Source organism: Candidatus Sphingomonas phytovorans, assembly GCA_029202385.1.
GTDB lineage: Bacteria > Pseudomonadota > Alphaproteobacteria > Sphingomonadales > Sphingomonadaceae > Sphingomonas > Sphingomonas phytovorans.
Window position 1 is genome coordinate 4,226,275 of sequence record CP119314.1, and the last position, 24,952, is coordinate 4,251,226.

A 24,952-nucleotide genomic window follows, 5' to 3' on the forward strand; every position below is an offset into this window, starting at 1 on the left:
GTCGGATGATAAGCTGAGCCTATCAAAGCGCCGCGATCGCGTCGGCGAGGGGGCGGATATCCTCCTCGCGCTGGTTCCACGAGATCACCAGTCGCGCCTCGCCCGGTCCCCAGTCGTAGAAGTCGAAACCGAGCGCGCGCAGGCTTGCTGCCTCTTGGGGCGAGACGCGGAGGAACACCTCGTTCGCCTCGACCGGATTGACCAGGCGATCCCCCGCCGCGCTGGCGAGAAGCGTCGCGCCGGCATTGGCGCTGCGGGCATTGTCGAGCCAGCGGTCGCCATCGAGCAGCGCGAGGATCTGCACCGCGAGATAGCGCCCCTTGGACAGCAGCAGCCCGGCGCGCTTGCGCCGATAGAGGGTGGCGGCCACCAGATCGGGCTTGAAGAAGATCAGCGCCTCGGCGCTCATCCCCCCGTTCTTCACGAAGCCGAAGCTGAGCGCATCGACGCCGGCGCGCCACGTCACATCGGCGGGCGAGCAGCCGAGATGCGCGACGGCATTGGCGAAGCGGGCGCCGTCCATGTGCAGCCCGAGGCCCTTCGCCTTCGCCAGGTCGCCGATCGCGGCGACGTCGTCGGGTGAATAGACCAGGCCATATTCGGTGGCGTTGGTGATCGAGATGGCGTGCGGCTGGACCTGGTGCACGTCGTTGCGCGTGCCATCGAGCACCGCCCGGATCGCGGCGGGATCGAGCTTCGCGCCCGGCCCTTCCGCCAGCAGCAGCTTGGCGCCATGCGTATAGAATTCGGGCGCGCCGCATTCGTCGTTCTGGATGTGTGCCTCGCGGTGGCAGACGATCGCGCCATGGGGCGGGCAGAGCGCTGCGAGCGCGAGGCAATTGGCCGATGTGCCCGACGGCACCCACAGCGCGCTGACGTCGGTCTCGAACAGGTCCGAGAACAACCCGTCGAGCTGCTTGCTCCAGGCGTCGCCGTCATAGGCGGTATCGAGGACATTTGCCTCGGCCAGCGCGGCGAGTACGGCCGGATGGACCGGGGCGGCGTTGTCGGAGAAGAAGCGCATGCGATTCGCCTTGCTGCGCGTCGCGGCGAACGTCAACTCGCCTTATTGCTCCTCGCCGGCCGGGACGCGTGGCGGGGCGCGGTCGTCGCGGCGGGGCCGGGGATCGGGCCGGGGATCCGGGCCGTCACGGTTCGAACGGTTGATCTCGATGCTGCCGTCCCGGCCGATATGGAGGTTGAGGCCAAGTCCCTGCAGGTCGCCCTCGACGGGAAGGCTGACCGCGTCGGGGTCGATCATGTTCTCCGCATCCGGGTCCACTTCCACCGCTGCTGGCTCGGCCGCGTGAGCGGGACCGACATTCAGAGCCTGTTGCATGAAGTCGCGCCACACTCGCGCGGGAATGCCGCCGCCCGACAGGCCGGGATTGGGGGTGTTGTCGTCATTGCCGACCCACACGCCGGTGACGAGCCCGCCGGCAAAGCCAAGGAACAGCGCGTCGCGATTGTCCTGGGTCGTGCCGGTCTTGCCATAGGTGTCGACCGACAGCGCCGCCTGGCGCCCCGTGCCTGATTCGGCCGAGGCGGAGAGCAGGTCGAGCATGTCGTCGCGGATTCGGCCGGTCAGCGGGCGGGAGCGCGTGGTCAGCGCCGCATACCAGCTCTGGTCACGCACTTCCTCCAGCCCGCGGGCGGCGACCGGATAGGATTCGGCTGCCACCGCCGCATAGGCGGACGTCAACTCGAGCAGCGACATGCTCGACGTGCCGAGCGCGATCGTCGCCTCGCTCGGGATCGGCGTGGTGATGCCGAGATCGCGCGCTGCCTTGATGACATTGGCCACGCCGACCTTCTGGATCAGCCGTGCCGCGGCGACGTTGCTCGACCGGGCAAAGGCCTGACGCAGCGTGATCTCGCCGAGATAGCGGCCATCGGCGTTCTTCGGCGACCAGTCGGCGATGGTGATCGGCGAATCGTCGATCATCGAATCCGGGGTCATGCCGCTGCGCAGCGCGGCGAGATAGACGAACAGCTTGAAGGCCGATCCTGGCTGGCGCCGGGCCTGTGTGGCGCGGTTGAACGGGCTGTCGGCATAGGATTTGCCGCCGACCATCGCGACGACTCGACCGTCGGGACGCATCGCGACCAGGGCGATCTGCGCCTGACGGAGGCCAGCCCGCCTCACCGCGCGTTCGGCGGCGTTCTGCAGGCGGCGGTCGAGCGTGGTCTTGACCGTCGTCTCGGTGGCGATCTCGCCCGCGCGGTCGCGAGCCTCGGGCAGGACCCAGTCGGCGAAATAGGTGCCGTCGGGCAGCGACTTGATCCGGTCCACGGCGAGCCGCGCGGGGCTGACATCCTCTGCCGTGCCCTTGTCGATGAAGCCGGCGGCGGCCATCGCGCCGACCACCAGCTTCTGCCGGTCGCGCGCGCCCTTCAGGTTGACGGTCGGCGCAAGCTTTGACGGCGCCTTGACCAGACCCGCCAGCATCGCCGCCTGGCCGATCGACAGTTCCTCGGGGTCGCGGTTGAAATAATGCTTCGCCGCGGCGCGCAGGCCATAGACATTGTCGCCGAAATAGACGTTCGACAGGTAGCGCGAGAGGATCTCGTCCTTGGACAGCCACGCCTCAAGCCAGAAGGCGATCATCACCTCGCGCACCTTGCGCGCGGCGGTCCGGTCCGAATCGAGAAAGGCGTTCTTGGCGAGCTGCTGCGTAATGGTGCTGCCGCCCTCGCGCACCCGGCCCCGGCTCATATTGTGGAAGAAGGCGCGGGTGATGCCCTTGGGGTCGATGCCCCAGTGCGAGCGGAAACGCCGGTCCTCGATCGCGAGAAAAGCATTGGTGACGTTCTTGGGCAGTTTCGCCGCATCGACCGGCGCAGCGATGATCGCGCCGCGTCGCGCGATCGGCGATCCGTCGTCGGCGAGCAGGGTGATGCTGGGCGGGGTCAGCGGCTTGAGCGATTGCGACAGGGGCGCTGTCACCGCGAGCCAGCCGACCGCCAGCACGAACAGGATGATGAGGATGCCGATGCCGCGCGTGAGCCAACGCCAGTAATTGCGCCGTCGCACCACGGGCAGGTTGGTCGTATAGGGTTCGGGCGGCCCGGGCGCATGGTCGAAGCGGCCTGAAAAGGCCGGCGGCGGCAGGCCTTCGGTCAGATCCAGGGGAGATCTGCCCTGCGACGTGGCGGGCTCGAAAGGATAAGGACGCATGGCTCCTGTCAGTCCGTCCCTGGTTACGCCGCCCGGAGGTGTATTAGCGTGCTATACCAGTTGCCGCAAGCATTTGACATGTCTCCGTCCTAGCAGGCGCGGGGTCGCCATGCGAGCGGAGACCGCGAGGCATTGAGGCGATGCCGTGCAGCGTCTATCTGGATATGGTGCAGCACCGCACGTACGAGGACCCCCGATGACTGATAACGCCACCGCCGCTACGCCCCTCGTCGTGGGGATCGGTGGCACGATCGGCGGCACCTCCTCGACCGAGCGGGCGCTGCGCATCGCGCTCGATGCTGCGTGCAAGGAGGGATTCCGCACGCGCATGTTCGGCGGCGCGGACATGGCGCGCCTGCCGCTCTACGATCCGCGCGCGACCTGCCGGACCGAGCAGGAGCGCGAATTCGTCGATACCGTGCGCCAGGCATCGGCGCTGATCATCGCCAGCCCCGGTTATCACGGCAGCATCTCGGGCGTGGTCAAGAACGCGCTCGACCTGCTTGAGGAGACGGCGAAGGACGAACGGCCTTATCTCGCCGACATGCCGGTCGGGCTGATCGCCACGGCTTATGGCTGGCAGGCGACCGGCAGCACGATCGCGGCGCTCAGGTCGATCGTCCATGCGCTGCGCGGCTGGCCGACGCCGTTCGCCGCGGCGATCAATACCCAGCTCACCAAGTTCGACGATGACGGCGGAAGCAGCGACCCGGCGGTGCATGAACAGCTCTGCCTCGTCGGTCGCCAGGTCGCGCGCTTCGCGCCGATCGCCCAGGATGGCTGAGCAGATCCACTGGCCGAAAGGCTTCGGGCCGGCCGAGGCGCCGATCCATGTCGTCAATCGACTCGACAGCGCGACCGCGCCGGAGATCGTGTGGCGGCGGCTGATCCACGCGGCTGGCTGGCCGGCGATCTATGCCAATGCCAGCGACGTGGCGATCGAGGGCGGTGGTGCCGATCTGTTCGCCGGCGCGCTCTTCACCTGGAAGACCTTTGGCGTCGCGTTGAGGAGCGAGGTGAGAGAATTCGAGCCCGAGACGCGCATCGCGTGGCTGGCGAAGGGGATCGGGGTTACCGCCTATCACGCGTGGTTGATCGTACCGACCGCGAGCGGATGCATGATCCTCACCGAGGAAACGCAATATGGACTGGTCTCGCGCGCCGGGCGGTTGTTGTTTCCGACGCGGATGGAACGATGGCACCAGAAATGGCTGGAGGCTTTGGCGGCGTGAAGGGTTCTTATTTTGCGATCAGCCCTGCCTTGATCGCCTCGTTTGCGAGGCTGTTGCTCGAATCCACGATGTTCTCGACCCAGGCGCGAAAGGTCGATCGGGGCAGTCCCTCGATTATCGCCCCGGCCGAATAAGCGAGCTTCTTGTCGTCGCGGACCCAGACCTTGATCAGGTCAAAGTTGACGTTCATTTTCGTGACCCAGTCCGCTGGCACCTCGTGGAGGTCGCTGAACGATCCCAATAACACCGCATAGGTGCAACCCTTGCCGTTGGTACAACCGGCAAGGACGACACCCAGCGTCTCGTTGGGCAGATGCAGCACCGTCTCAACTGTGTCCGTGCCCGCACCGAAAGGTTCAGGGGCATAGCCCATCTCGGTTAGCTGTTGCTCGAAGGCCTTCGGATCCTTGAGCGTGATCGCGGATTGTGCGGCGGCAATCCCCGGTGCGAAGAACAACGAAGCTGCGATCAACGTGGCAGGCAGGCGCATCATATTCCCCCGAAAGATTCGTCCAACCCTATCGTGTCGGAACCGGCTCGTCCCCGGTATAATCGTAGAAGCCCCGGCCGGTCTTGCGGCCATACCAGCCAGCTTCGACATATTTCACCAGTAGCGGGGCGGGACGGAATTTGGGGTCGCCCGTGCCTTCGAACAGTACCCGGGTGATCTCCAGGCAGGTATCGAGACCGATGAAGTCGGCCAGGGTCAGCGGCCCCATCGGGTGGTTGAGGCCGAGCTGGCAGGCGAGGTCGATATCGGGGATGGTCGCGACACCCTCGCCCAGCGCAAAGCAAGCTTCGTTGAGCATCGGCATCAGCACGCGGTTGACGATGAAGCCCGGCGCGTCATTGGCGCGGACCACTTTCTTGCCGAGTGCCTTCGCATAGTCCTCGACCAGCTTGACCGTCTCGTCCGAGGTGGCGAGGCCGCGGATCAGTTCGATCAGGCCCATGACCGGCACTGGATTGAAGAAATGCACGCCGACGAAGCGCTTCGGGTCGGGCGAGGCCTGGGCCAGGCGCGTGATCGGGATCGAGGAGGTGTTGGAGGCGAGCACCGCCTGATGGCCAAGCACCTTGCCGACCTCGGCGAAGATCGAGCGCTTGATCTCCTCGCGCTCGGTCGCCGCCTCGATCACCAGGCCGCAGGACGACATGCCATGGACGCCCTCGATCGGCTCGATCCGGGCCAGCGCCTGATCGCGCGCGGCGGGATCGATCTTCTCCTTGGCGACGAGCCGATCGAGCGCCTTGGCGATTCCCGCCTTGCCGGCCTCGGCGCGTTCCTTCGACACGTCGGTGAGCAGGACGTGGAAGCCCGCCTGCGCCGAGACCTGTGCGATCCCCGCGCCCATCTGCCCCGCCCCGATCACGCCTACCGTCTGCATTGCCCTGCTCCGTTGTTCTTCAAAGTCGCGCCGCTCCTATCGACTTGGAAGCCGCTGGGCTAGGATCGCGATTGCAGGTTGAACAGCTGGCTGACTATCTGGCGGGCAACGCGGGTTTGCCGAAGTTGGCTCCCCTCGCTTTACGTGAGGGGAGAGCCTGTCACGGCGCGTGCCGCGCCGGCTGTGCTTCCGCCAGGATCACCGCGAACAGGCCTTGCGGATCGGTCCATTCGGCGATGGGAGTCCAGCCGCCCGCGCGGAGCAGGATGCGACCGTCGCGCTGGCCATATTTGTGGCTGTTCTCGGTGTGGATCGTCTCGCCCGCCGCCATGGAGAAACGACGTCCCTCGATGGTGAAGGCGATATCCTCGCGCGCCTCAAGGTGCATTTCGATCCGTGACCGGTCGTCGTTCCAGATCGCGCGGTGGCGCAGGGCATTGATCGGGATGGTCCCATCGAGCTCGCGGTTGACCCGTTCGAGCAGGTTGAGGTTGAACGCGGCGGTCACGCCCTGCGCATCGTCATAGGCTGAGACGAGCACGCGTTCGTCCTTGATCCGGTCCATGCCGATCAGCAGCATCGATCCCTCGCCGAGCGACGCCTTCATCGCACGCAGCAGGTCGACCGAGCTGTGCGGGATCATGTTGCCGATGGTCGAGCCGGGGAAGAAGCCGAGCTTCGGGAGGCTCGCGACCGAGGCAGGCAAGGCGATCGGGCGGAGAAAATCGGCCTCGACCGGCAGCACCGGCAGCCCGGGAAAGGCGGCGGCTAGGCCGGCCGAGGATTCGCGCAGGAAATCGCCCGAGATGTCGATCGGCACATAGGCGGCCGGTTCAACGCTGCGGAGCAGGATCGGCGTCTTGGTCGAGGAGCCCGAGCCGAATTCGACGACCGCCCGGCCTTCGCCCGCCAGCGTCGCGACTTCGGGGCAGGCGTGGCGCAATATCTCGGTCTCGGTCCGGGTGGGGTAATATTCAGGCAGTTCGGTGATCGCCTCGAACAGTTCCGATCCGCGCCGGTCGTAGAACCAGCGGGCGGGAATGGCGCGCGGACGCGTCTCGAAGCCACGCAGCACGTCGGCGCGGAAGGCCGGATCGGCGAGGGTAACGTCGCCGTCCTCGATTTCGGGCTTGAGCATCAGAGATCCTTCGCCAGACGCACGCCGGTGAACTGCCAGCGCTGGTGGGGATAGAAGAAGTTGCGGTAGCTCGCGCGCGCATGGCCGCGCGGGGTCGCACAGGAGCCGCCCCGCAGCACGAACTGCCCGCTCATGAACTTGCCATTATATTCGCCGACCGCGCCCTCGGCCGGCCTGAAGCCGGGATAAGGGCGGTAGGCGCTGCCGGTCCACTGCCAGACATCGCCGAAAAAGGCCGGGCCGTCAGCTGCGGGACGCGGTTCGACCGGACCGGCCGTATCGAGCTGGTTGCCGCCATCCGGGTCGTGCGCGGCGGCGGCGGCTTCCCATTCGAACTCGGTGGGCAGGCGCGCGCCGGCCCAGCTCGCATAGGCATCCGCTTCATAGAAGCTGACATGAGTGACGGGCGCGGCAGGGTCGATCGGACGGCGGCCGTCAAGACCGAAGCGAGTCCACGCGCCATTCTGCTGTTCCCAGTAAAGCGGTGCGACGATCCCCTGCGCCTTCACCCAGGCCCAACCGTCTGACAGCCAGTGGCGCGGATCGGCATAGCCGCCATCAGCGATGAACGCCGCCCATTCGCCATTGCTGACGGTGCGGTCGGCGATGGCATGCGGGGCAAGCAGCGTTGCGTGGCGCGGGCCTTCGCAGTCGAAGGCAAAACCATTCCCCTCATGGCCGATCTCGACGATGCTGGCCTCGCCTTCGATCCAGCCGATCGGCCCCGGCATCGCGACGGGCACCTTGCGCTCGGCTGGCCAGATCGACGGTTCGAGCGGGTTCAGGGACATGAGGTGGAGGATGTCGGTGATCAGCAGTTCCTGATGCTGCTCCTCATGATGGCAGCCGAGCGCGACCAGTTCGATCGCTGTCTCGGGCAGGCTAGGTAGGGCGCCGCGGATCGCGGCGTCGACATGGGCGCGATAGGCAAGCACTTCGGCCAGGCTGGGCCGGGTCACCATGCCGCGCCGCGCCCGGCTGTGGCGCTGTCCCTCTGCCTCGTAATAGCTGTTGAACAGGAAGGGGAAGCGGTCGTCGTGGAGTGCGTAACCAGCCACGAAATCGCGCAGGATGAAGGTCTCGAGGAACCAGGTGGTGTGCGCCAGATGCCATTTGGCGGGTGACGCATCCTCCATCGACTGGACGGTGGCATCAGCGTCGGAAAGCGGCGCGACCAGTGCTTCGGTCAGCGCGCGAACGGTCGCGAAGCGCGTCGCGAGCAGGTCCGTTCCGGGGTGAGGATCCGATTTTGTTCGCATTCTGTTCCCTTTTCCAGAACGCGCCGGCCAAAGTCAAGCCAAGCTACTGTCCCGTCAGGTCTCGGGACGCACCCGGAATCCACAGAACGTCGCCACCCGCGTCTTTGTTCACGCGCCTCGCGGCGACGAACAGATAGTCCGACAGGCGATTGAGATAGGAGAGGGCGAGCGGATTCAAAGGGGTGGCCTGTGCGGCCGCGACCGCCGTGCGTTCGGCGCGGCGGGTAATGGCCCGGGCGAGGTGAAGGGCGGCAGCGCCCGCAGTGCCGGCGGGGAGGATGAAGCTGGTCAACGGGCCGAGATCGGCGTTCATCGCGTCAATCTCGTCCTCAAGCCGGGCAACCTGTGCGGCGACGATGCGCAGCGACATGTCGGACGGCGCAAAATCCTCGCCGGGCGTAGCCAGGTCGGCGCCGAGATCGAACAGGTCGTTCTGGATTCGCGTCAGCGCGCTGGCATATCCGCCGGGCCCGAACGCTGCGATCGCCACGCCGATCGCGCTGTTCGCCTCGTCGACATCGCCGATCGCGGCCATGCGCGGATCGTTCTTGGCGACGCGCGATCCGTCGACCAGGCCGGTGGTACCGTTGTCGCCGGTACGCGTATAGATCTTGTTGAGCTTGACCATGGCCGGACTGACCCGAGGGTCAGTTCTTGCCGGCGAGGAACAAGATCAGCACGACGATCACGATGGCGATCGCCTGGAAGAAGATGCGGTACTGCATCATCTTGTTGGACTTCAACGCTGAGGCGGTCGGGCCGCCGCCCTCGCCCTTCACCTCGTTGCTCGCGTTGAGCAGGAAAACCGCGAGGCCGCGGACCAGCATGGCGACGGTCGCGAGCATCGCCGCGATCAGGAGGATGAAGAGGAAGGTGTTCATGCCAGGTATTTAAACCTCCGACAGCCGAAAGCCAATGGGCAGGTGCCCCGCGCGCAGGTCGTCGGCAAGGGTGCGTCCGTCGATACCGGCCTCCCGCATCGCCTGCAGCGTCGGTGCCTTGTTGCGTTTGGCAAGCCGCTCGCCCGTTTCGTCGGCGAGCAGCGCGTGGTGACGATAGACCGGCGTCGGCAGGCCGAGCAGCGCCTGGAGCAACCGGTGCACATGAGTCGCGGCGAACAGGTCGCGGCCGCGCACGACATGAGTGACGCCCTGCGCGGCATCGTCGACGGTCACGGCGAGATGGTAGCTGGCGGGCGCATCCTTGCGGGCAAGGATGACGTCGCCATGCATCTCGGGCGTCGCGACGACATCGCCGACGATGTCGTCATGCCATATCAATTTGCCGTCATGGCGGAATTGTTCCGGCATTTCCTCCGCCGCTGGGGAGAGGAGATCGAGCGCACGCGCCATATCCAGCCGCCACGCATGTTGCTCGCTTGCCAGTCGACGGTCGCGAGCATCGTCGGCGAGGTGTCGGCAGGTGCCGGGATAGAGCGGCCCGGCATCGCCATGCGGCGCTGAGAGGCTGGCGGCGATCTCGGCGCGGGTGCAGAAACAGGGGTAGAGCAGGCCAAGCGCCTTCAGCCGGTCGATCGCCCGGGCATAAAGTCCAAGCCGTTCGGCCTGGAACAAGACCGGTCCGTCCCATTCGAGCCCGAGCCAGGCAAGGTCGCGCAGAATGGCATCGACGAAGTCGGGGCGGCTGCGCGTGCCGTCGATATCCTCGATGCGCAGGAGGAAGCGCCCGCCTGTCTCCTTCGCGCGGTCGTGCGAGAGGATTGCCGACCAGGCGTGGCCGATATGCAACAGCCCCGTAGGGCTGGGCGCGAACCGGGTGATCACCTCGTTCAAACCGGCTCTTGACCGCGAGTCGCGCGCTGTGCTGTCATCACGGCGTCATCCTAGTCGGCGATTGCCGCGCCAGGAAGCAAAGGGGGTCGTTCGCGTGTACCATCCCGATCTGATCCGCCATCCGGACAGCTGCCCGGCCCTAGTGTTGAACGCCGACTATACGCCGCTCAGCTATTATCCGCTCAGTGTCTGGCCTTGGCAAACCGCGATCAAGGCAGTGTTCCTCGACCGGGTCGACATCGTCGCCGAATATGAACGCGAGGTGCGCAGCCCCAATCACCGGGTGAAGCTGCCCTCGGTGATCGCGCTGAAATCCTATGTGCGGCCAAGCGCCTTTCCGGCCTTCACCCGGTTCAACCTGTTCCTGCGCGACAAGTTCGAATGCCAATATTGCGGATCGGGGCATGACCTGACCTTCGATCACGTCGTGCCGCGCGCACAGGGCGGGCGCACGACCTGGGAGAATGTCGTCACCGCCTGCGCACCCTGCAACCTGAAGAAGGGTGGGCGGACGCCGAAACAGGCGGGCATGCCGCTGCATATCGGCGCGATCCGGCCGACGAACTGGCATCTGCAGGAACATGGCCGGCGGTTTCCGCCCAATTTCCTGCATGATACCTGGCATGACTGGCTCTATTGGGACGTCGAGCTGGAGGCCTGAGGGAATTTCCCTCTCCCAGCGGGAGGGGGATCTGAAATTCGCGTCGATCGTCGGTTGACCGGAACGATACCGCGCTGCAGCATCGCGCCATGGCCGATCTTCCTTCCATCGCGAACAATCCCGACATCCGCTTCCTGGGCAAGCTGCTCGGCGACGTCATCCGCTCCTATGGCGGGGACACGTTGTTCAGGCGCACCGAATATATCCGTGCCGCCTCGGTCGACCGGTATCGCGGCGTCGCGGGCAAGGATTCAGTCGATCTCGGGCTCGACCGGCTGAGCCTTGACGAGACGCTGGATTTCGTGCGCGGCTTCATGCTGTTCTCGATGCTCGCCAACCTCGCCGAGGACCGGCAGGGTGTTGCCGCCGAAAAGGGCGCCGATGTCGAATCCGCACTGAAGCGGCTGGCGGACGAGGGGATCGATCATGCAGCGGTGATGGCGCTGCTCGATCATGCACTGATCGCCCCGGTGCTCACTGCCCACCCGACCGAGGTGCGGCGCAAGAGCATGATCGACCATCGCAACCGCATCTCCGAGCTGATGGGCCTGAAGGATGCGGGGCTGGCGGAGACGCCTGAAGGCGACGCGGTGGACGAGGCGATCCTTCGCCAGATCGCGCTCCTCTGGCAGACGCGCGTGCTCCGCAAGGAACGGCTGTTCGTCGCCGATGAGGTGGAGACCGCGCTCAGCTATCTTCGCGACGTGTTCCTGCCGGCGTTGCCCGCGCTCTACCAGCGCTGGGACCGTGCCCTTGGCGAGCGCAGCCCCAGCTTCCTGCGGCCTGGGAGTTGGATCGGCGGCGACCGCGACGGCAATCCCTTCGTCACGGCGGATTCGCTGCGGATCGCACTGGCCAAGGCGTGCGAGGCGGTGCTCGGCCATTATCTCGACGCGGTGAACGCGCTGGGTGCGGAACTGTCGATCTCGACAGGCATCACCGCGGCCGATGCGGGGGTGCAGGCACTGGCCGATGCCAGCGGCGACAATGCGGCGAGCCGGGAGGACGAGCCCTATCGTCGCGCGCTGTCGGGCATCTACGCACGGCTCGCGGCGACTCATCTGGCGCTGACCGGGAAAGCGGCGCCCCGGCCAGGCCCGCTCCACGGTGAGCCCTATCCCGATCCGCAGAGTTTCCGTGCCGATCTCGTCACCATCGCCCGGGCCTTGCGCGATGGCGGCGGCGGGGCGCTCGCCTCGGGCGGGGCGCTGGGGCGGCTGATCCGCGCGGTCGAGACCTTCGGCTTCCATCTCGCCACGCTCGACCTGCGTCAGAACAGTGCGGTGCTGGAGCGCGTGGTCGCTGAGCTGCTCAAGGTGGCGGGGGTGGAAGGCGATTATCTCGCGCTCGATGAATCGCAGCGCGTGTCGCTGCTGCGCCACGAACTGTCCAATGCGCGGCCGTTGTCGAGCCAGTTCGCGACCTATTCGGACGAGACGGCATCCGAACTCGCCATCGTCCGCGCCGCCGCGGATGCGCATGCCAAATACGGCCCGGGCTGCATCACCCAGCATATCGTCTCGATGGCGCAATCGGTGTCCGACCTGCTCGAAGTGAACGTGATGCTCAAGGAGGTCGGGCTCTACCGGCCCGGCGAGACGCCGGGCGCGGCGATCATGGCGGTCCCACTGTTCGAGACGATCGGCGATCTGGAGGCGGCGCCGGGTATCATGACCGAATGGTTCGCCCTGCCCGAGGCCGGCACGATCACCCGCGCGCGCGGATTCCAGGAAGTGATGATCGGCTATTCGGATTCGAACAAGGACGGGGGCTACATCACCTCGACCTGGTCGTTGTCGAAGGCCTCGACCGCGCTGAAGCCGGTGTTCGACAAGGCTGGCGTCGGCATGCAGCTTTTCCACGGGCGCGGGGGCGCGGTCGGGCGCGGCGGCGGATCTGCCTTCGCCGCGATCCGTGCCCAGCCGACCGGTACGGTGCAGGGGCGTATCCGCATCACCGAACAGGGCGAAGTGATCGCCGGCAAATACGGCACGCGCGAAAGCGCGATGACCAATCTTGAGGCGATGGCCTCGGCCACCTTGCTCGCCAGCCTTGAGCCGGACGTGCTGTCGCCAGCCGAACAGGCGCGCTTCGGCGCGGCGATGGACGCGCTGTCGGGCAGCGCGTTCAAGGCGTATCGCGATCTGGTCTATGGCACCGACGGCTTCCGCACCTTTTTCCGCCAGATGACGCCGATCGCGGAGATTTCGGGGCTCAAGATCGGCTCGCGCCCGGCGAGCAGGACCAAGTCCGACCGGATCGAGGATCTGCGCGCCATTCCCTGGGTGTTCAGCTGGGCGCAGGCGCGGGTGATGCTGCCGGGCTGGTACGGCGTTGGTCAGGCGATCGCCGGGTTCGAGGACAAGGGGCTTCTGGCGGAAATGGCGCAGGGCTGGCCGTTTTTCGCGGCGACGCTCGACAATATGGAGCAGGTGATCGCGAAGTCCGACATGGACATCGCCGGGCGTTACGCGGCCCTGGTCGAGGATAGGGCGCTGGCGGACAATGTGTTCGGGGCGATCAGGGGCGGCTGGCAGCAGACTCATGATGGGCTGCTCGACATCACCGGCCAGTCGCGCCTGCTGGAAAAGCATCCCGCGCTCGACGCATCGATCAGGCTGCGGCTGCCCTATATCGAGCCGCTCAACCTGCTGCAGATCGAACTGATGAAGCGTCATCGCGCGGGCGAGACGGATGAGCGGATCGGCGAAGGGATATTGCTGTCGATCAACGCGATCGCGACGGCGCTCAGGAATTCGGGCTGATCAATTCCTCCCCGGCACGGGGAGAATCAAGTGAGGAAAGGCGCGGCCAGTTCAGGCCGCACCCGCAGCAACCGGCCCGTCGCGCGGTCGAGCAGTGCCCAGGTCGATACCGCTTCAACCTTCACCTTGCCGTCGGCGCCGGTGAATCGCACATGCCGGTCGAACCGGGCGCCCCTGGGCGGTTCGGGAACCCAGGTCTCGCCCGTCACCGTCTCGCCAAGGCCGACATTGCCGCGATAGTCGATCTCATGCCGGGTCACGACCCAGATATAGGCCTGCCGCTGCTCGGCCGACGCGATCGCTTCCCAATGCGAAACCGCGATATCCTGAATCCACCTCACCCAGACCGCATTGTTGACGTGACCGAGCTCGTCGATGTCAGCGTCAGTCGCGGTCCTGGCGAGCTTGAAGGCCATCAGCCCTCGACGCCCATTTGCCACAGGACGAAGGCATGCTCCTCGGCTGCCTCACGCAGGCTCTCGAACCGGCCCGACTTGCCGCCATGCCCTGCGCCCATATTGGTCTTGAGCAGCAGCATATTGTCGTCGGTCTTGGTCGCGCGCAGCTTCGCTGCCCATTTGGTGGGCTCCCAATAGGTCACGCGCGGATCGTTGAGGCCGCCGGAGATGAACATCGGCGGATAGGCCTGCGCCTTCACCTGGTCATAGGGCGAATAGGATCTGATCAGCTCGAACGCCGCCTTGTCCTCGATCGGGTTGCCCCATTCTGGCCATTCGCCGGGGGTGAGCGGGAGATCGGCATCGAGCATGGTGTTGAGCACGTCGACGAACGGCACATCGGCGATCACCGCGCCCCACAGGCCGGGATCGGAATTGACCACCGCGCCCATCAGCTCGCCGCCGGCCGAGCGGCCCGCGATCGCGATCTTGCCCGGGCTGGTCCAGCCGCCCGCGATCAGTCCCTTCGCCACGTCGACGAAGTCGTTGAACGTATTTTCGCGCTTCTCCAGCTTGCCGTCGAGATACCATTGCTGGCCGAGATCGTCGCCGCCGCGGATATGCGCGATGGCATAGGCGAAGCCGCGGTCGAGCAGCGACAGTCGCCCGGTCGAGAAGCCCGGTGGAATGGCATAGCCATAAGCACCGTATGCGTAGAGGAAGAGCGGTGCCGAGCCGTCCTTCGGGAAATCACTGGGATAGACGATCGAGACCGGCACCTCGGTCCCGTCGCGGGCGACGATCTTCAGCCGCTCGGTACGGTATTTGCCGGCGTCATATCCCGAGGGGATTTCCTGCACCTTGAGCGTGGTCAGCGTGCCGGTCGCGACGTCGTAATCATATTCGGTGCCGGGCGTGACCATCGATTCATAGCCGACGCGCAGCACGTCCATCGCATATTCGGGATTGTTGCCGAGGCCGGCGTCATAGCTTGCCTCGGGGAAGACGATGCGTTGTGGCGCGATGGACGAATCATAGCGGTGGATCTCGATCTGATCGAGCCCGTCCTCGCGCCCGTCGACGATGAAGAAATCGCGGAAACAGTCCACGCCGGTCATGTAGAAATGCTTCGACGGGCCGATCAGCTCGGTCCATTCTCCCGGCGCTTCGATAGATGCCGTGCAAAGGCGGAAGTTCGGGTCGGTATCGTTCGTGTGGATGAACAGGGTGTCGTCGTGCTCGTCCACGTCATATTCGCGGCCGACCTTACGGGGCGAGACGCAGACCGGCGCGGCGAGGACGTTGTCGGCGGGGAGGAGATATACCTCGCTGGTCACATGGTCGCCACTCGCGATCACGATCCATTTGCGCGAGCTTGTCTCGCTGACGCCGACGCGGAAACCCTCGTCAGCCTCCTTGAACAGCTCGATATCCTGGTCGATCGGCGTGCCGAGCCGATGGAGCCGGGCATTGTCGGTGCGCCATTGCTCATTGGCGAGGCCATAGAGGAAGCCGCTGTCGTCGGCGGTCCACACGATCTCGGAAAGCATGCCGGGGATCATGTCGGGCAGATGCTCGCCAGTCTCCAGGTCCTTGACGCGAACCTCGAACCGTTCCGAACCATTGTCGTCGATCGCATAGGCCAGAAGCTTCGCGTTATTGCTGACCGAAAAGGCGCCGAGGCGGAAATATTCCTTGCCCTCGGCGAGCGCGGGTTCGTCGAGGATCAGTTCGTCCGGGCCTCCGTCGACGGGCTTGCGCCACCATTTGCGGTACTGGCCGCCGGTCTCGAACGCGGTCCAGTAGAGCCAGTCGCCATCCTTCTGGGGAACGGATGAATCGTCTTCCTTGATGCGGCCCTTCATCTCTTCATAGAGCCGGTCGGTGAGCGGCTTGCGCGGTTCCATCACCGCCTCGAAATACGCGTTCTCCGCCTCGAGATAAGCGAGCACCTGCTTGTCGGTGACCTCGGGATAGCCCGGGTCCTTGATCCAGGCATAGGGGTCCTCGATGGTGATGCCGTGCGCGGTGAAACTGTGGGGGCGCCGGTCGGCGACGGGAGGCTTGGGTGCGGTCATATGCTCCCTTTAGTGCCCGTGCCGGGCTTGTCTAAGCCTGTTCTCCATTGTCTTCCGCCGGATCGCGCACAAAGTCTCGCAGCGCGCGCGAGAGATGCCCTATTTCCTCGACGACCACAGCGCCCTCGCCAGCCTCGTAGAGGAACAATTGCAGGGGGGAGATATGCTCGCGCCGTCGCGGGTCGATCTCGAGCTGGGGCCTGATCTCGCGCTGGACGATCTCGTAGATGGCGAGGTGGCTGGTTTCTGGCGGCTCGGTGACATGCGGCTGGTCCATCTCGTGGAGCAACTGCTGGATGATCCGCCGTGCCATCGGAGAGCCGGCATTGTACCGGGTAAGCCGATCGCGATACACCGCGATGGAGATGTCTCCCGCGCGCAACTCGTCGGTCCATCGCACGATGAACCCGGCCAGCGTGTTGATCGAGATATTCTCGCGCGCCGCACCAAGCCAGAGATTGTGCGGGACGTTGTTGAGGACGATCGCCAGCCAGAGAATGCGAAATTCAGCGCCGTCCTCTCCGGCCTCGCGCTGCGCGATATCCGTTGCCTGTCGCGCGATCTCGGGATCGACCACGTCGACGATTCCCCTGGATATTTCGGAAAGGTCGTCGGGACCGAAATTGGCGATGATGTGGTTCATCAAGTTGCGCAACGTGTGCCATGCCGTGATGTGGCGACGCGCCTGGGAGGCAGCGCCCGTCGGTATGGCGAACAGGCCGGGACGTCCCACGATGCCGGCAATGCCGCCTTCCTCGTGGCGGACGAAATCGAGCGTGCCGATCCCGCGCGCCGCGTCGCGTGGCGGCCCGGCGAGACCGAAAAAATACCGCATCAGGCGTACCAATCCTGCCGGCGCATCGGCTTCCATCAAGGCCGCGATCAGATTGATGCGCTGGTCGGCGGTGCTGTCCCCAATCTCGTTCGCGCCAAGCCCCTGCCAGAAACCGGCAGCCTGCACCAACGCGTCGGCAAATTCGCCCTGCTCGGCTTAGTCGTCGCCCGGTCGGTTGGCGATGAGGTCGCCGAGCTGCGCGTTGATTTGCCCGGCATTCTCGGCCTCGCCCAGCAACGCCTCGATCTGGATTCGCTGCACCACTGCGGCATTGCCGTTGATCGGCACGACAGCCTTCAACTGAGCCGCTGGACGGACTGGCCCGGCCGGGTGGTTCGACAGCGACGCGGCCTGCGGGCCACGCAGCATGGTCGCGACTCTTTGCAAGGCGACGACATGAGGGCCGCTGTTGAGCATCTCGTGCTGGCGAACCAGCGAGGTCACACGGTCGCCGCCTGCTAGCGCCATGCTCTTCGCGGAAGGTCTGCCGGCTGCCTGGAAGACCTCCGCGCGACGATCTTCGGTTACAGGACGCCGGGTTTGACTTGCCAGATCCGCCACGGCTGCTCCCCTCGGTGCCTGTCGCTACCGGGCGCCGGACCAAGGCTAGGCGCGCCGGGCGCGCGATGTCAATCAAGCCGCCGGCGCGCGCCACCCTTGTCCTGTCCGCGGCGTTTCTGGCATCACGTGCCGATGCCGGGCGTCACGTTTCCGTGGCCCTTCAAGCCTCCATGTGAAAGATCGCTGATGTCCACCCATGCCGCCCGCCTCGCCGCTCTTCGCGAACAATTGAAGCGTGACCGGCTCGACGGATTCGTCGTCCCGCTGACCGACGAGCATATGAGCGAATATGTCGGTGCCTATGCGCAGCGTCTCGCCTGGTTGACCGGTTTCCAGGGGTCGGCCGGAAGCGCGGTTGTGCTGCCGGAGGAGGCAGCGATCTTCACTGACGGGCGCTACACCTTGCAGGTGCGCGAGCAGGTCGACGGCGGGCAGTGGGACTATGTCTCCGTACCCGGAACGAGCATCTCGATGTGGCTCGGCGCCCATGCGGCGGCGGGCGCCCGGATCGGCTACGATCCATGGCTGCACACGGGGGGCTGGGTCGAGGAGGCGGGCCGGGCTCTGGCCGGGCGCGGCGCGGCGCTGGTCCCGGTCGGCACCAACCCGGTCGACGCGGTCTGGCCCGATCGCCCGCAACCATCCGATGCGAAGCTTGTCGTGCAGGACGAGGCGAGCGCCGGCCAATCCTCGGCGGAGAAGCGTGCGGCGATCGCGGACTGGCTGGCCGAGCACAAGGCCGATGCGGTGGTGCTCTCGGCGCTCGACTCGATCGCCTGGACCCTGAACGTGCGCGGGCAGGACGTGGCGCATACGCCGGTCGCGCTGGCCTATGCGATCGTCGATGCCGACGGTACTGCCGACCTGTTCGTTGCGCCCGAGAAGATCGGGGATGAGGTGCTCCAGCATCTCGGCAATGCGGTGCGGGTGCGGGATCGCGCGGCCTTTGCGTCGGCGCTGGGCGCCTATGCCAGCAAGCGGGTGGCCGCCGATCCGGAGCGGGCGGTGTCGGCGATCTTCGGGCGGCTGGAGGCGGGCGGGGCGACGGTGTTGCCGCTGCGCGATCCAGTGGTGTTGGCCAAGGCGATGAAGAACCCGATCGAGATTGCCGGGCATCGTGCGGCCTCGGTACGCGACGGCGCGGCACTCGCGCGGTTCCTGAAATGGGTCGAGGAGGAAGCACCCAAGGGCGGGCAGACCGAATTGTCCTGCGTCGCCAAATTGCAGGCATATCGCGAGGCGACCGGCGTGCTGCGCGACACCTCGTTCGACACTATCTCGGCGACCGGCGCGCATGGGGCGAGCCCGCACTATCATTCGACTCCCGAATCGAATGCGCCGCTTGAGCCCGGCCAGCTCTATCTGGTCGATTCGGGCGGACAATATGCCGATGGTACGACCGATGTGACACGTGTCATCCCCATCGGCACGCCGAGCGAGGAGATGCGCGACCGGTTCACGCGGGTACTGAAGGGGCATATCGGGCTGGCGACAGCGGTCTTCCCGCCGGGCACCAATGGCGGCCAGCTCGATTCGTTCGCGCGGCGACCGCTGTGGGAGGCGGGGCTCGATTTCGCGCATGGCACCGGCCACGGCGTCGGCGCCTATCTGTCGGTGCATGAAGGGCCGCAGCGTATCGCCAAGCCGAACTATCCGGGTGGTGGTCCATCCGAGCCGCTGCGTGCTGGCATGATCCTCTCGAACGAGCCGGGCTACTATAAGGCGGGCGAATACGGCATTCGAATCGAGAATCTGATCCTAGTCGAGGAACGCGCGATCCCCGGCGGCGATGAGCCGATGCTTGGGTTCGAGACGCTGACCTTCTGCCCGATCGAGCGGTCACTGATCGTGGCGGACCTGCTGACGGTGGCGGAGCGTGACTGGCTGAATGCCTATCACGCCAAGGTGCTGGAAATCCTGGGCCCCGAAATGCTGGGCGAGGAGTTGGAATGGCTTCAGGCGAAGTGCGCCCCTATCGGCTAGAATCGTCCTCGCGGGGTGCGGGCGGTGTATCGCCTGCCCGTGCCTGGGCCTTCCGCTTCCGCAGATTTTCGCGCAACGCAGCGGCGAGGCGTGCGGCTTTCTCGTCCTTGTCGGGCATAATGCCTTATCCGATGCCCGCTTCGCCTTGACAATCCCGCCGCCCTCGTCTCTTAGGCGCGCTCCGCCGTTGGCCGTAAGGGCTTCGGACCGGTAATGCTGCCGTAGCTCAGTGGTAGAGCGCATCCTTGGTAAGGCTGAGGTCGTGAGTTCAATCCTCACCGGCAGCACCATTTTCTCGCTATAAATCAATGGCTTGGCCAACCCCCTCGGGGGCTCCCGGACCCCTTCTCCGGCGGTTGGACAGGTATTGGACACACGCGGCACGAAAACGCAGGCCGCTCTGGTGTGCTTTCGGCGGCGTCCGAAGCAACGGATTGGGTATCAGAGGGCTCTCCGCGAGTAGCGTCAGAGGGCCGATTCGGCCGCGATTGCGATGCTTCCGCCCGAATAATAGCGTCTCCAGACAGAGCGGCCGTCACTAGTGACCGGGCGCCATTTTCGAAGTCGTTCTACGAAGAGGTACCGAACCTCATTCGTCGGGCCAGTAAAGGCGCATGGGATTAGCCACCAGCAACTTGTGTCGCAGCTCGGCGGTCGGCGCGATCTCCGGGATCACGTCCACCAGGAGGCCGTCGTCGGGGAGAACCTCCTCCATGTTCGGGTGCGGCAGTCGGTTCCCCACAATACGCGATCCGGATAATCCTCGACCAGCGGCCGCACTGACCGCACGAAGTCCCGGTGAGGGAGGTCGGCGCTGTCAAGACGGTCAGGACAGGTGGTCTTTCACCCAAATCTCGTCCCTGCTGCTCATGAGAGCGCGGAACGCGCGCATGTCGGGCCCGTCAGGTCCTTGGGAGACGTCGGGGCGTCCCATATACCCGCCCCGGACTGACGACCAACTTGGTCATCAACACCGATCGCCGCACCTATCATGTCGAACTTCGCTCGGCGCCTGAGACGATCGCACAGAGTGACCTGCCGCCGCTCTTCGTCGTCGGTGCCGGCGGTGACGGCGAGCTGGTGAACTACCGCGTCCGAGTGACGCGGGGCGGCAAGATGTCGTCGGAGAAGTCGAAATGACCGATGCTTCGGGCAGGGAGACAGTGCAGCCGGTCGACCTCCGGCTGCGCGGCGACCGCCGCGGATCACGTCCCACGTCCGCGACTATGCTGACTTGTTCGGCCTCACGACAAGCTGTTGGCGATCAGCTGCAAGGCGATACAGGCGCCGATCCCTGCCGTCATGGGTGGTCGCCTGCGCCTTCGCCATGGGCCAGTTCCAGTCGCAGCATCGCCTCGGCGAGCTTGCGGGACAAATCGATCCGCGTGACTTCGTTCTCGAAACGCGAGCGCGTCGCATCGATGAGCTCGTTGACCGAGCCGCCGCTCAGCCGATACGCATCTTCGGCCATCTGGCCCAATTGCGGCAGCTTGGCGCCGATCTGACGGTTGAAGGTCGCCAATGCAGCGCTGCGGGTATCGACCTGCGCGGCATATCGCTCGATCTCGGTCGCGGCCCTGGACTTGGCGATCTGGGTACGGAACTCGGCGGCGCGGGCGTCCGACTCCGCCTTGCGAACAGCGCCGTTACGCCGGTCGAACAAGGGAATCTCCAGCGAAACGCCGAGGGAATAGGTCGGGCCGAAGGGGCTTGTGGTCCAGAACCGGCCGCCATTGAGCGACACTTCAGGGAAACGCTCGCGCCGCGCTGCTATGACATCGGCGCGCGCCACCCGTTCGTCGGCCAGCGCCGCGACCACGCTCGGCAGCGCATCGATCGATCGGCGCGGGCCTGCGGACAATCGCGCGAGGCCGTCGAGCCGACCGCTTGCTTCTGGTCGCCAGCCGGATACGCCGAGGGCATTCGACAGATCCGCCTGGGCGGAGATGACATCGACCTCGGCATCCGCCAGATCGGCGCGCGCCGCTTCCACCTCGACATCGACCCGGACCAGATCATAGTCGCTTGCGACGCCGGACGATCGCCTGCCAGCCACCACCGATCGGAGACGCGACAGTTCCTCGACCGCCCGGTGCCGTACGACGACTGCCTCCTGCGCCGCGAGCAGCGTCACGAACGCCGTCCCGGCGTCGGTTGCGATGTCGAGCCTGGTCACGGCGGCCTGCGCGCGTGCGGCGTAGATGCGGCGATTGGCGGCGGTGACCCGGGCGCCGCGCTTGCCCCCCAATAGGAGCGGCAATTCCACGCTCGCCTCCTGCCCGCGCCGGGTAGAGAAGTTGGTCAGTTCCGCAGGCTGATAGGATCCGGTGTAGGAGGCCCTCGGGTTCGGCAGCGCCCCCGCAGTGATGCGGTCGGCTTCCGTGCCGGCGATCGCCTGTTCCTCGATACCGATGCGGGGATTGGCGGTCTGGGCGAGGCGGAGCACGGTCGGCAGGTCGATCACCGAAGGCGGACGGACCATGGCGACGGGCGACCCGTCCGCCTCCTGCGGCAAGACAGGACCGGCGGCTGTCTGCGCCAGCGCCGGAGTAACGATCAACAGCGAGATGATGGGCAGCGCGCGCAGCATCATGCGTCGGCCTCCTCGGGCGTGTGGAGTTTGCCGGGGGTGATGTAGCTGTAGATCACGGGCAGGATGAGGAGCGCGACGATGAGCGTCGTGACCATGCCGCCGACCACCACCAGCGCGAACGGCCGCTGCGTCTCGCTGCCGATGCCAGTCGATACGACCATGGGCATCAGGCCCAGCATCGCCAGAGACGACGCCATCAACACCGGCCGCAGCCGATCGACGGCGCCGTCCAGCAAGGCCGGCAGCAGCTCTGCTCCGGCGCGGCGACGCTGTTCGACGGCTGACAGCACCAGCACGCCCATCAGGGAAACCTGTCCCAGCAGCGCGATGAAACCGACCGCAGCGCTGACCGACAAGGGAACGCCGGCAAGCAGCAGGGCGAAGGCGCCGCCGGTCAGCGCGAACGGAATCGTCGCGACGATCGCCAGCGCGCTCAGTCCGCTGTTCATGGCGGCATAGAGCAGGCAGAGCACCAGCAACAGTGCGATCGGCACGACGATCTGCAACCGCTTGGCGGCACGCTGCTGGTTCTCGAACTCGCCACCCCAGACGAAATAATGCCCCTCGGGCGGCTTCACCCTGGCGTTCACCGCCGCGATCGCGTCCTTCACGGTCGAGCCCATGTCGCGGCCCTCGACATTGAACTTGAGCGCCAGGAAGCGGATGTTGCCCTCGCGTACGATCGTGGTCGGCCCGCTCGCCACCTCGACCTTGGCGAATTGGGAGAGCGGGACCCGACCGCCGGTCGGCGTCGCGATCTGGAGTGCCGCCACCTTGTCGAGATCGTCACGCGACGGCGCGGTAAGCATCAGCCGGATCGGCACCGGTCGTTCCTTGTCCCAATATTCCGTGGCGATACGCCCGGCGAGCGCTGTCTCGATCGTCCGCTCGGCATCCTGGATCGGCACGTTCGCGCGGGCGAGCGCGGCGCGGTCGAGGCTGATGAGAAGCTGGGGGCTGAGCGCATCGCGGTAGAGGTCGAGCTCGGTGACGCCCGGCACGGACTGGATCGCATCCTTTGCCTTGAGGAGCGTCTGGCGCATCGCGTCGAGATCGGTGCCGTAGATTTTCAGGACCACCTTGCCGCGCACGCCGGCCACCGCCTCCTCGACGCTATCCTTGATCGGCTGCGAGAAGTTGAAGCGCACGCCCGGCAGTGCCGCGAGCGATCGGCGCATCGCATCGATCAGGTCCGCCTTGCTGCGATGCGACGGCCACTGACCCTGCGGCTCAAGCCGAACGAAGGTCTTCACCATGTTGACGCCTTCATTGTCGGTGCCGTCCTCGGGGCGACCATGTTCCGAATGGACGTCGCGGACTTCGGGAAAGGCGAGGAGGCGCGCATGCACGACGCCGAGCACGTCCTGCGCCTTTTCCATGGCGATACTGTTCGGCATCTCGACGAAGATCGCGATATCGCCTTCATCGAGCTCGGGCAGGAATTCGGTGCCGACATGATTCACCGAGACCGTGCCGATCACCAGCAGCGCCGCCGCGCCCGCGAGGGTGAGGCGCCGGTGGTGCAGGATGGCGTCGAGCAGGCGCCGATATCGCGCGCGCAATCCGTCGATCCAGGCGGGTTCGGCGATGTCGGCATGTTTGGGCTTGAACAGGACGGCGCACAGCGCCGGCACGACCGTCAGCGCGAAAACCAGCGCACCGGTCAGCGCGAACGCGTAGGTCAGCGCGAGCGGGCGGAACAGCCGCCCCTCGACCGATTGCAGCGTGAACACCGGGAGCAGGGCGGCGATGATGATCAGCATCGAGAAGAAGATCGGCCGCCCGACCTCGATCGCGGACGCGATCACCAGCTTCACGATGTCCTTCTGGCTGGTTGGCCGCTTCACCCGGATGGCGTGCATCACGCCCTCGACCAGCACGACCGCGCCATCGACGAGGATGCCGAAATCGATCGCCCCCATGGAGATGAGGTTGGCGGGCAGGCCGAGCAGGCTGAGGCCGATAAAGGCGGTGAGCAGCGACAGTGGAATGACCACGGCGACGATCGCCGAGCCTGTGAAGCTGCGCAGGAACAGCCAGACGATCGCCACCACGAGGATGAAGCCGTGCAGCAGATTGTCCTGCACGGTTGCGACCGTGTGGGAGACGAGATCGCTGCGGTCGTAGACCGGCACGATCTTCATGCCGCGCGGGAGGATCGACGCGTTGAGGCGCTCGACCTGGGCATGGATTCCTTCGAGGACGACGGAAGGGTTCTCGCCCCGCCGCATCAGCACGAGTCCCTCGACCTCCTCGCGCTGGCCGTTATAGGCGACCGAACCGCGCCGAGGCGTTGGCGCCATGGAGATGCTGGCGACGTCACCGACGGTTAGGGCGGTGCCGTCCTTGGCCTTGAGCGGGATGCGCTTGATGTCCTCTGGCGACTGGATCAGGCCGATACCGCGGACGGTAAGTTCCTGGTCTCCCTGCCGCAGGAAGCCGCCCCCGACATTGGCGTTGGCCTTGCCGAGCGCATCCTGCAGGTCGTCAAGCGTGATACCGGCGGCATAGAGTTTGCCGGGATTGGCCGCGACGTGCAGTTCCTTCAGGAACCCGCCGAACGGCACCACATCGGCGACGCCCTGCACCTGGCGCAGCACGCGCGTGATCGTCCACTGCATCTCTGAGCGCCGCGCGAACAGATCGTGCCGATCGCTCGTCACGCGGAACCGGTAGATCTTGCCCAGCGGCGTGGACTCCGGCGCCAGCGTCGGCGTCACGCCCTCGGGCAGCTCGGCGTCCCCCATACGCTGCGATACCACCATGCGGCTGGTGAAGGGGTCCGCGCGGTCATCGAAGACCAGGGTGATGATCGACAGGCCGAACAGGTTTTCGCTGCGCAGCAGCGTCATGCCCGGCGTACCGTTGAGCGCGCGCTCCAACGGGATCGACACCTGCCGCTCGACTTCGGTCGCCGCATAGCCGGGCATCTGGGTGATGACCTGCACCTGCGCGTTGGTGACGTCGGGAAAGGCTTCGATGGAGAGGCCGCGATAGGCCTGGATGCCGAGCACCGCGAGAATGCCGGCCAGCACCAGCACCGCGACGCGGCGATGCACGGACAGGTCGATGAGGCGTGACAGCATGGGC

General features: G+C 65.9%; 21 protein-coding genes, 1 tRNA gene and 1 pseudogene. 7 read left to right on the plus strand and 16 right to left on the minus strand.

All coding sequences use genetic code 11. From position 1 onward, the window contains the following. Positions 1-22: 22 nt before the first annotated feature. Positions 23-1,024 (minus strand): low specificity L-threonine aldolase, encoded by a 1,002-nt coding sequence (locus P0Y59_19585; GenBank protein ID WEK02626.1) that lies wholly within the window; start codon positions 1,022-1,024, stop codon positions 23-25. A gap of 42 nt (positions 1,025-1,066) precedes the next feature. Further along, positions 1,067-3,178 carry a PBP1A family penicillin-binding protein gene (locus tag P0Y59_19590; GenBank protein ID WEJ99122.1) on the minus strand — a complete coding sequence of 704 codons (2,112 nt, stop codon included), beginning with the start codon at positions 3,176-3,178 and terminating at the stop codon, positions 1,067-1,069. 196 nt (positions 3,179-3,374) lie between these two features. Here P0Y59_19590 and P0Y59_19595 point away from each other — a divergent pair, with 196 nt between their 5' ends. Then, positions 3,375-3,962: an NAD(P)H-dependent oxidoreductase gene (locus P0Y59_19595; protein WEJ99123.1), complete on the plus strand. Its 588-nt coding sequence runs from the start codon at positions 3,375-3,377 to the stop codon at positions 3,960-3,962. After that, positions 3,955-4,410 carry a hypothetical protein gene (locus tag P0Y59_19600; GenBank protein ID WEJ99124.1) on the plus strand — a complete coding sequence of 152 codons (456 nt, stop codon included), beginning with the start codon at positions 3,955-3,957 and terminating at the stop codon, positions 4,408-4,410. Before P0Y59_19595 ends, P0Y59_19600 begins: the two co-directional genes overlap by 8 nt. A gap of 7 nt (positions 4,411-4,417) precedes the next feature. Here the strand turns inward: P0Y59_19600 and P0Y59_19605 are convergent, their stop codons facing one another. From P0Y59_19605 to gluQRS, 7 genes are all read right to left on the minus strand, one after another. Next, positions 4,418-4,900, minus strand: coding sequence for a hypothetical protein (locus P0Y59_19605; protein ID WEJ99125.1), 483 nt, complete (start codon positions 4,898-4,900; stop codon positions 4,418-4,420). Positions 4,901-4,928: 28 nt separating this feature from the next. Beyond that, on the minus strand, positions 4,929-5,798 hold the full coding sequence (locus P0Y59_19610) for a 3-hydroxybutyryl-CoA dehydrogenase (protein WEJ99126.1): 870 nt from the start codon (positions 5,796-5,798) through the stop codon (positions 4,929-4,931). A gap of 160 nt (positions 5,799-5,958) precedes the next feature. Continuing rightward, positions 5,959-6,936: an L-histidine N(alpha)-methyltransferase gene (gene egtD, locus P0Y59_19615; protein ID WEJ99127.1), complete on the minus strand. Its 978-nt coding sequence runs from the start codon at positions 6,934-6,936 to the stop codon at positions 5,959-5,961. Further along, positions 6,936-8,195 (minus strand): ergothioneine biosynthesis protein EgtB, encoded by a 1,260-nt coding sequence (gene egtB / locus P0Y59_19620; protein WEJ99128.1) that lies wholly within the window; start codon positions 8,193-8,195, stop codon positions 6,936-6,938. The genes egtD and egtB overlap by 1 nt, the downstream gene beginning before the upstream one ends. 43 nt (positions 8,196-8,238) lie before the next feature. After that, complete coding sequence (locus tag P0Y59_19625; GenBank protein ID WEJ99129.1) at positions 8,239-8,823, minus strand: cob(I)yrinic acid a,c-diamide adenosyltransferase; 585 nt, start codon at positions 8,821-8,823, stop codon at positions 8,239-8,241. 19 nt (positions 8,824-8,842) lie between these two features. Further along, positions 8,843-9,076, minus strand: a complete 234-nt coding sequence (locus P0Y59_19630) for a twin transmembrane helix small protein (GenBank protein WEJ99130.1) — start codon at positions 9,074-9,076, stop codon at positions 8,843-8,845. Positions 9,077-9,085: 9 nt separating this feature from the next. After that, positions 9,086-9,988 (minus strand): tRNA glutamyl-Q(34) synthetase GluQRS, encoded by a 903-nt coding sequence (gluQRS, locus tag P0Y59_19635; GenBank protein WEJ99131.1) that lies wholly within the window; start codon positions 9,986-9,988, stop codon positions 9,086-9,088. Positions 9,989-10,082: 94 nt separating this feature from the next. On the opposite strand from gluQRS, the gene P0Y59_19640 reads away from it, so the two are divergent. Together P0Y59_19640 and ppc are read left to right on the plus strand one after the other, a co-directional pair. Further along, positions 10,083-10,649, plus strand: a complete 567-nt coding sequence (locus P0Y59_19640) for an HNH endonuclease (GenBank protein WEJ99132.1) — start codon at positions 10,083-10,085, stop codon at positions 10,647-10,649. Positions 10,650-10,738: 89 nt separating this feature from the next. Next, positions 10,739-13,414, plus strand: a complete 2,676-nt coding sequence (gene ppc / locus P0Y59_19645) for a phosphoenolpyruvate carboxylase (GenBank protein ID WEJ99133.1) — start codon at positions 10,739-10,741, stop codon at positions 13,412-13,414. Positions 13,415-13,440: 26 nt separating this feature from the next. On the opposite strand, the gene P0Y59_19650 is transcribed toward ppc, so the two are convergent. Genes P0Y59_19650 through P0Y59_19665 form a run of 4 tightly spaced genes read right to left on the minus strand, consistent with a single transcriptional unit; the run spans position 13,441 to position 17,169 of the window. After that, positions 13,441-13,830: an acyl-CoA thioesterase gene (locus tag P0Y59_19650; protein ID WEJ99134.1), complete on the minus strand. Its 390-nt coding sequence runs from the start codon at positions 13,828-13,830 to the stop codon at positions 13,441-13,443. Continuing rightward, positions 13,830-15,890, minus strand: coding sequence for a S9 family peptidase (locus P0Y59_19655; protein WEJ99135.1), 2,061 nt, complete (start codon positions 15,888-15,890; stop codon positions 13,830-13,832). The genes P0Y59_19650 and P0Y59_19655 overlap by 1 nt, the downstream gene beginning before the upstream one ends. A 31-nt stretch (positions 15,891-15,921) precedes the next feature. Further along, positions 15,922-16,854, minus strand: coding sequence for a hypothetical protein (locus P0Y59_19660; protein WEJ99136.1), 933 nt, complete (start codon positions 16,852-16,854; stop codon positions 15,922-15,924). Between the two features lie 27 nt (positions 16,855-16,881). Further along, positions 16,882-17,169: a hypothetical protein gene (locus P0Y59_19665; protein WEJ99137.1), complete on the minus strand. Its 288-nt coding sequence runs from the start codon at positions 17,167-17,169 to the stop codon at positions 16,882-16,884. Positions 17,170-17,472: 303 nt separating this feature from the next. Here P0Y59_19665 and P0Y59_19670 point away from each other — a divergent pair, with 303 nt between their 5' ends. After that, the gene (locus P0Y59_19670; GenBank protein ID WEJ99138.1) at positions 17,473-19,269 is read left to right on the plus strand and encodes an aminopeptidase P family protein; all 1,797 of its coding nucleotides are present in this window, start codon (positions 17,473-17,475) and stop codon (positions 19,267-19,269) included. A gap of 215 nt (positions 19,270-19,484) precedes the next feature. After that, positions 19,485-19,559, plus strand: a tRNA-Thr gene (locus P0Y59_19675). Positions 19,560-19,858: 299 nt separating this feature from the next. On the opposite strand, the pseudogene P0Y59_19680 reads toward P0Y59_19675, so the two are convergent. Continuing rightward, positions 19,859-20,206: pseudogene (locus P0Y59_19680) on the minus strand (amidohydrolase family protein). 23 nt (positions 20,207-20,229) lie between these two features. Between P0Y59_19680 and P0Y59_19685 the strand changes: the two are divergent. Continuing rightward, the gene (locus P0Y59_19685) at positions 20,230-20,409 is read left to right on the plus strand and encodes a hypothetical protein (protein ID WEK02683.1); all 180 of its coding nucleotides are present in this window, start codon (positions 20,230-20,232) and stop codon (positions 20,407-20,409) included. A 160-nt stretch (positions 20,410-20,569) separates the two neighbouring features. Here the strand turns inward: P0Y59_19685 and P0Y59_19690 are convergent, their stop codons facing one another. Next, positions 20,570-21,862: a TolC family protein gene (locus tag P0Y59_19690; protein WEJ99139.1), complete on the minus strand. Its 1,293-nt coding sequence runs from the start codon at positions 21,860-21,862 to the stop codon at positions 20,570-20,572. Beyond that, a complete protein-coding gene (locus P0Y59_19695) occupies positions 21,859-24,948 on the minus strand; it encodes a CusA/CzcA family heavy metal efflux RND transporter (protein WEJ99140.1) in 3,090 nt (1,029 codons plus the stop codon). The genes P0Y59_19690 and P0Y59_19695 overlap by 4 nt, the downstream gene beginning before the upstream one ends. Between the last annotated feature and the right edge of the window lie 4 nt (positions 24,949-24,952).

Excerpts from the sequence above, each read along its gene's own strand:
- P0Y59_19655 (WEJ99135.1), bottom strand. The coding sequence starts at position 15,890 with ATGACCGCACCCAAGCCTCCCGTCGCCGACCGGCGCCCCCACAGTTTC.
- P0Y59_19600 (WEJ99124.1), top strand. The coding sequence starts at position 3,955 with ATGGCTGAGCAGATCCACTGGCCGAAAGGCTTCGGGCCGGCCGAGGCG.
- P0Y59_19650 (WEJ99134.1), bottom strand. The coding sequence starts at position 13,830 with ATGGCCTTCAAGCTCGCCAGGACCGCGACTGACGCTGACATCGACGAG.
- P0Y59_19690 (WEJ99139.1), bottom strand. The coding sequence starts at position 21,862 with ATGATGCTGCGCGCGCTGCCCATCATCTCGCTGTTGATCGTTACTCCG.
- P0Y59_19590 (WEJ99122.1), bottom strand. The coding sequence starts at position 3,178 with ATGCGTCCTTATCCTTTCGAGCCCGCCACGTCGCAGGGCAGATCTCCC.
- P0Y59_19610 (WEJ99126.1), bottom strand. The coding sequence starts at position 5,798 with ATGCAGACGGTAGGCGTGATCGGGGCGGGGCAGATGGGCGCGGGGATC.
- P0Y59_19625 (WEJ99129.1), bottom strand. The coding sequence starts at position 8,823 with ATGGTCAAGCTCAACAAGATCTATACGCGTACCGGCGACAACGGTACC.
- egtB (WEJ99128.1), bottom strand. The coding sequence starts at position 8,195 with ATGCGAACAAAATCGGATCCTCACCCCGGAACGGACCTGCTCGCGACG.
- P0Y59_19695 (WEJ99140.1), bottom strand. The coding sequence starts at position 24,948 with ATGCTGTCACGCCTCATCGACCTGTCCGTGCATCGCCGCGTCGCGGTG.
- P0Y59_19585 (WEK02626.1), bottom strand. The coding sequence starts at position 1,024 with ATGCGCTTCTTCTCCGACAACGCCGCCCCGGTCCATCCGGCCGTACTC.
- P0Y59_19605 (WEJ99125.1), bottom strand. The coding sequence starts at position 4,900 with ATGCGCCTGCCTGCCACGTTGATCGCAGCTTCGTTGTTCTTCGCACCG.
- P0Y59_19630 (WEJ99130.1), bottom strand. The coding sequence starts at position 9,076 with ATGAACACCTTCCTCTTCATCCTCCTGATCGCGGCGATGCTCGCGACC.
- P0Y59_19670 (WEJ99138.1), top strand. The coding sequence starts at position 17,473 with ATGTCCACCCATGCCGCCCGCCTCGCCGCTCTTCGCGAACAATTGAAG.
- P0Y59_19595 (WEJ99123.1), top strand. The coding sequence starts at position 3,375 with ATGACTGATAACGCCACCGCCGCTACGCCCCTCGTCGTGGGGATCGGT.
- egtD (WEJ99127.1), bottom strand. The coding sequence starts at position 6,936 with ATGCTCAAGCCCGAAATCGAGGACGGCGACGTTACCCTCGCCGATCCG.
- ppc (WEJ99133.1), top strand. The coding sequence starts at position 10,739 with ATGGCCGATCTTCCTTCCATCGCGAACAATCCCGACATCCGCTTCCTG.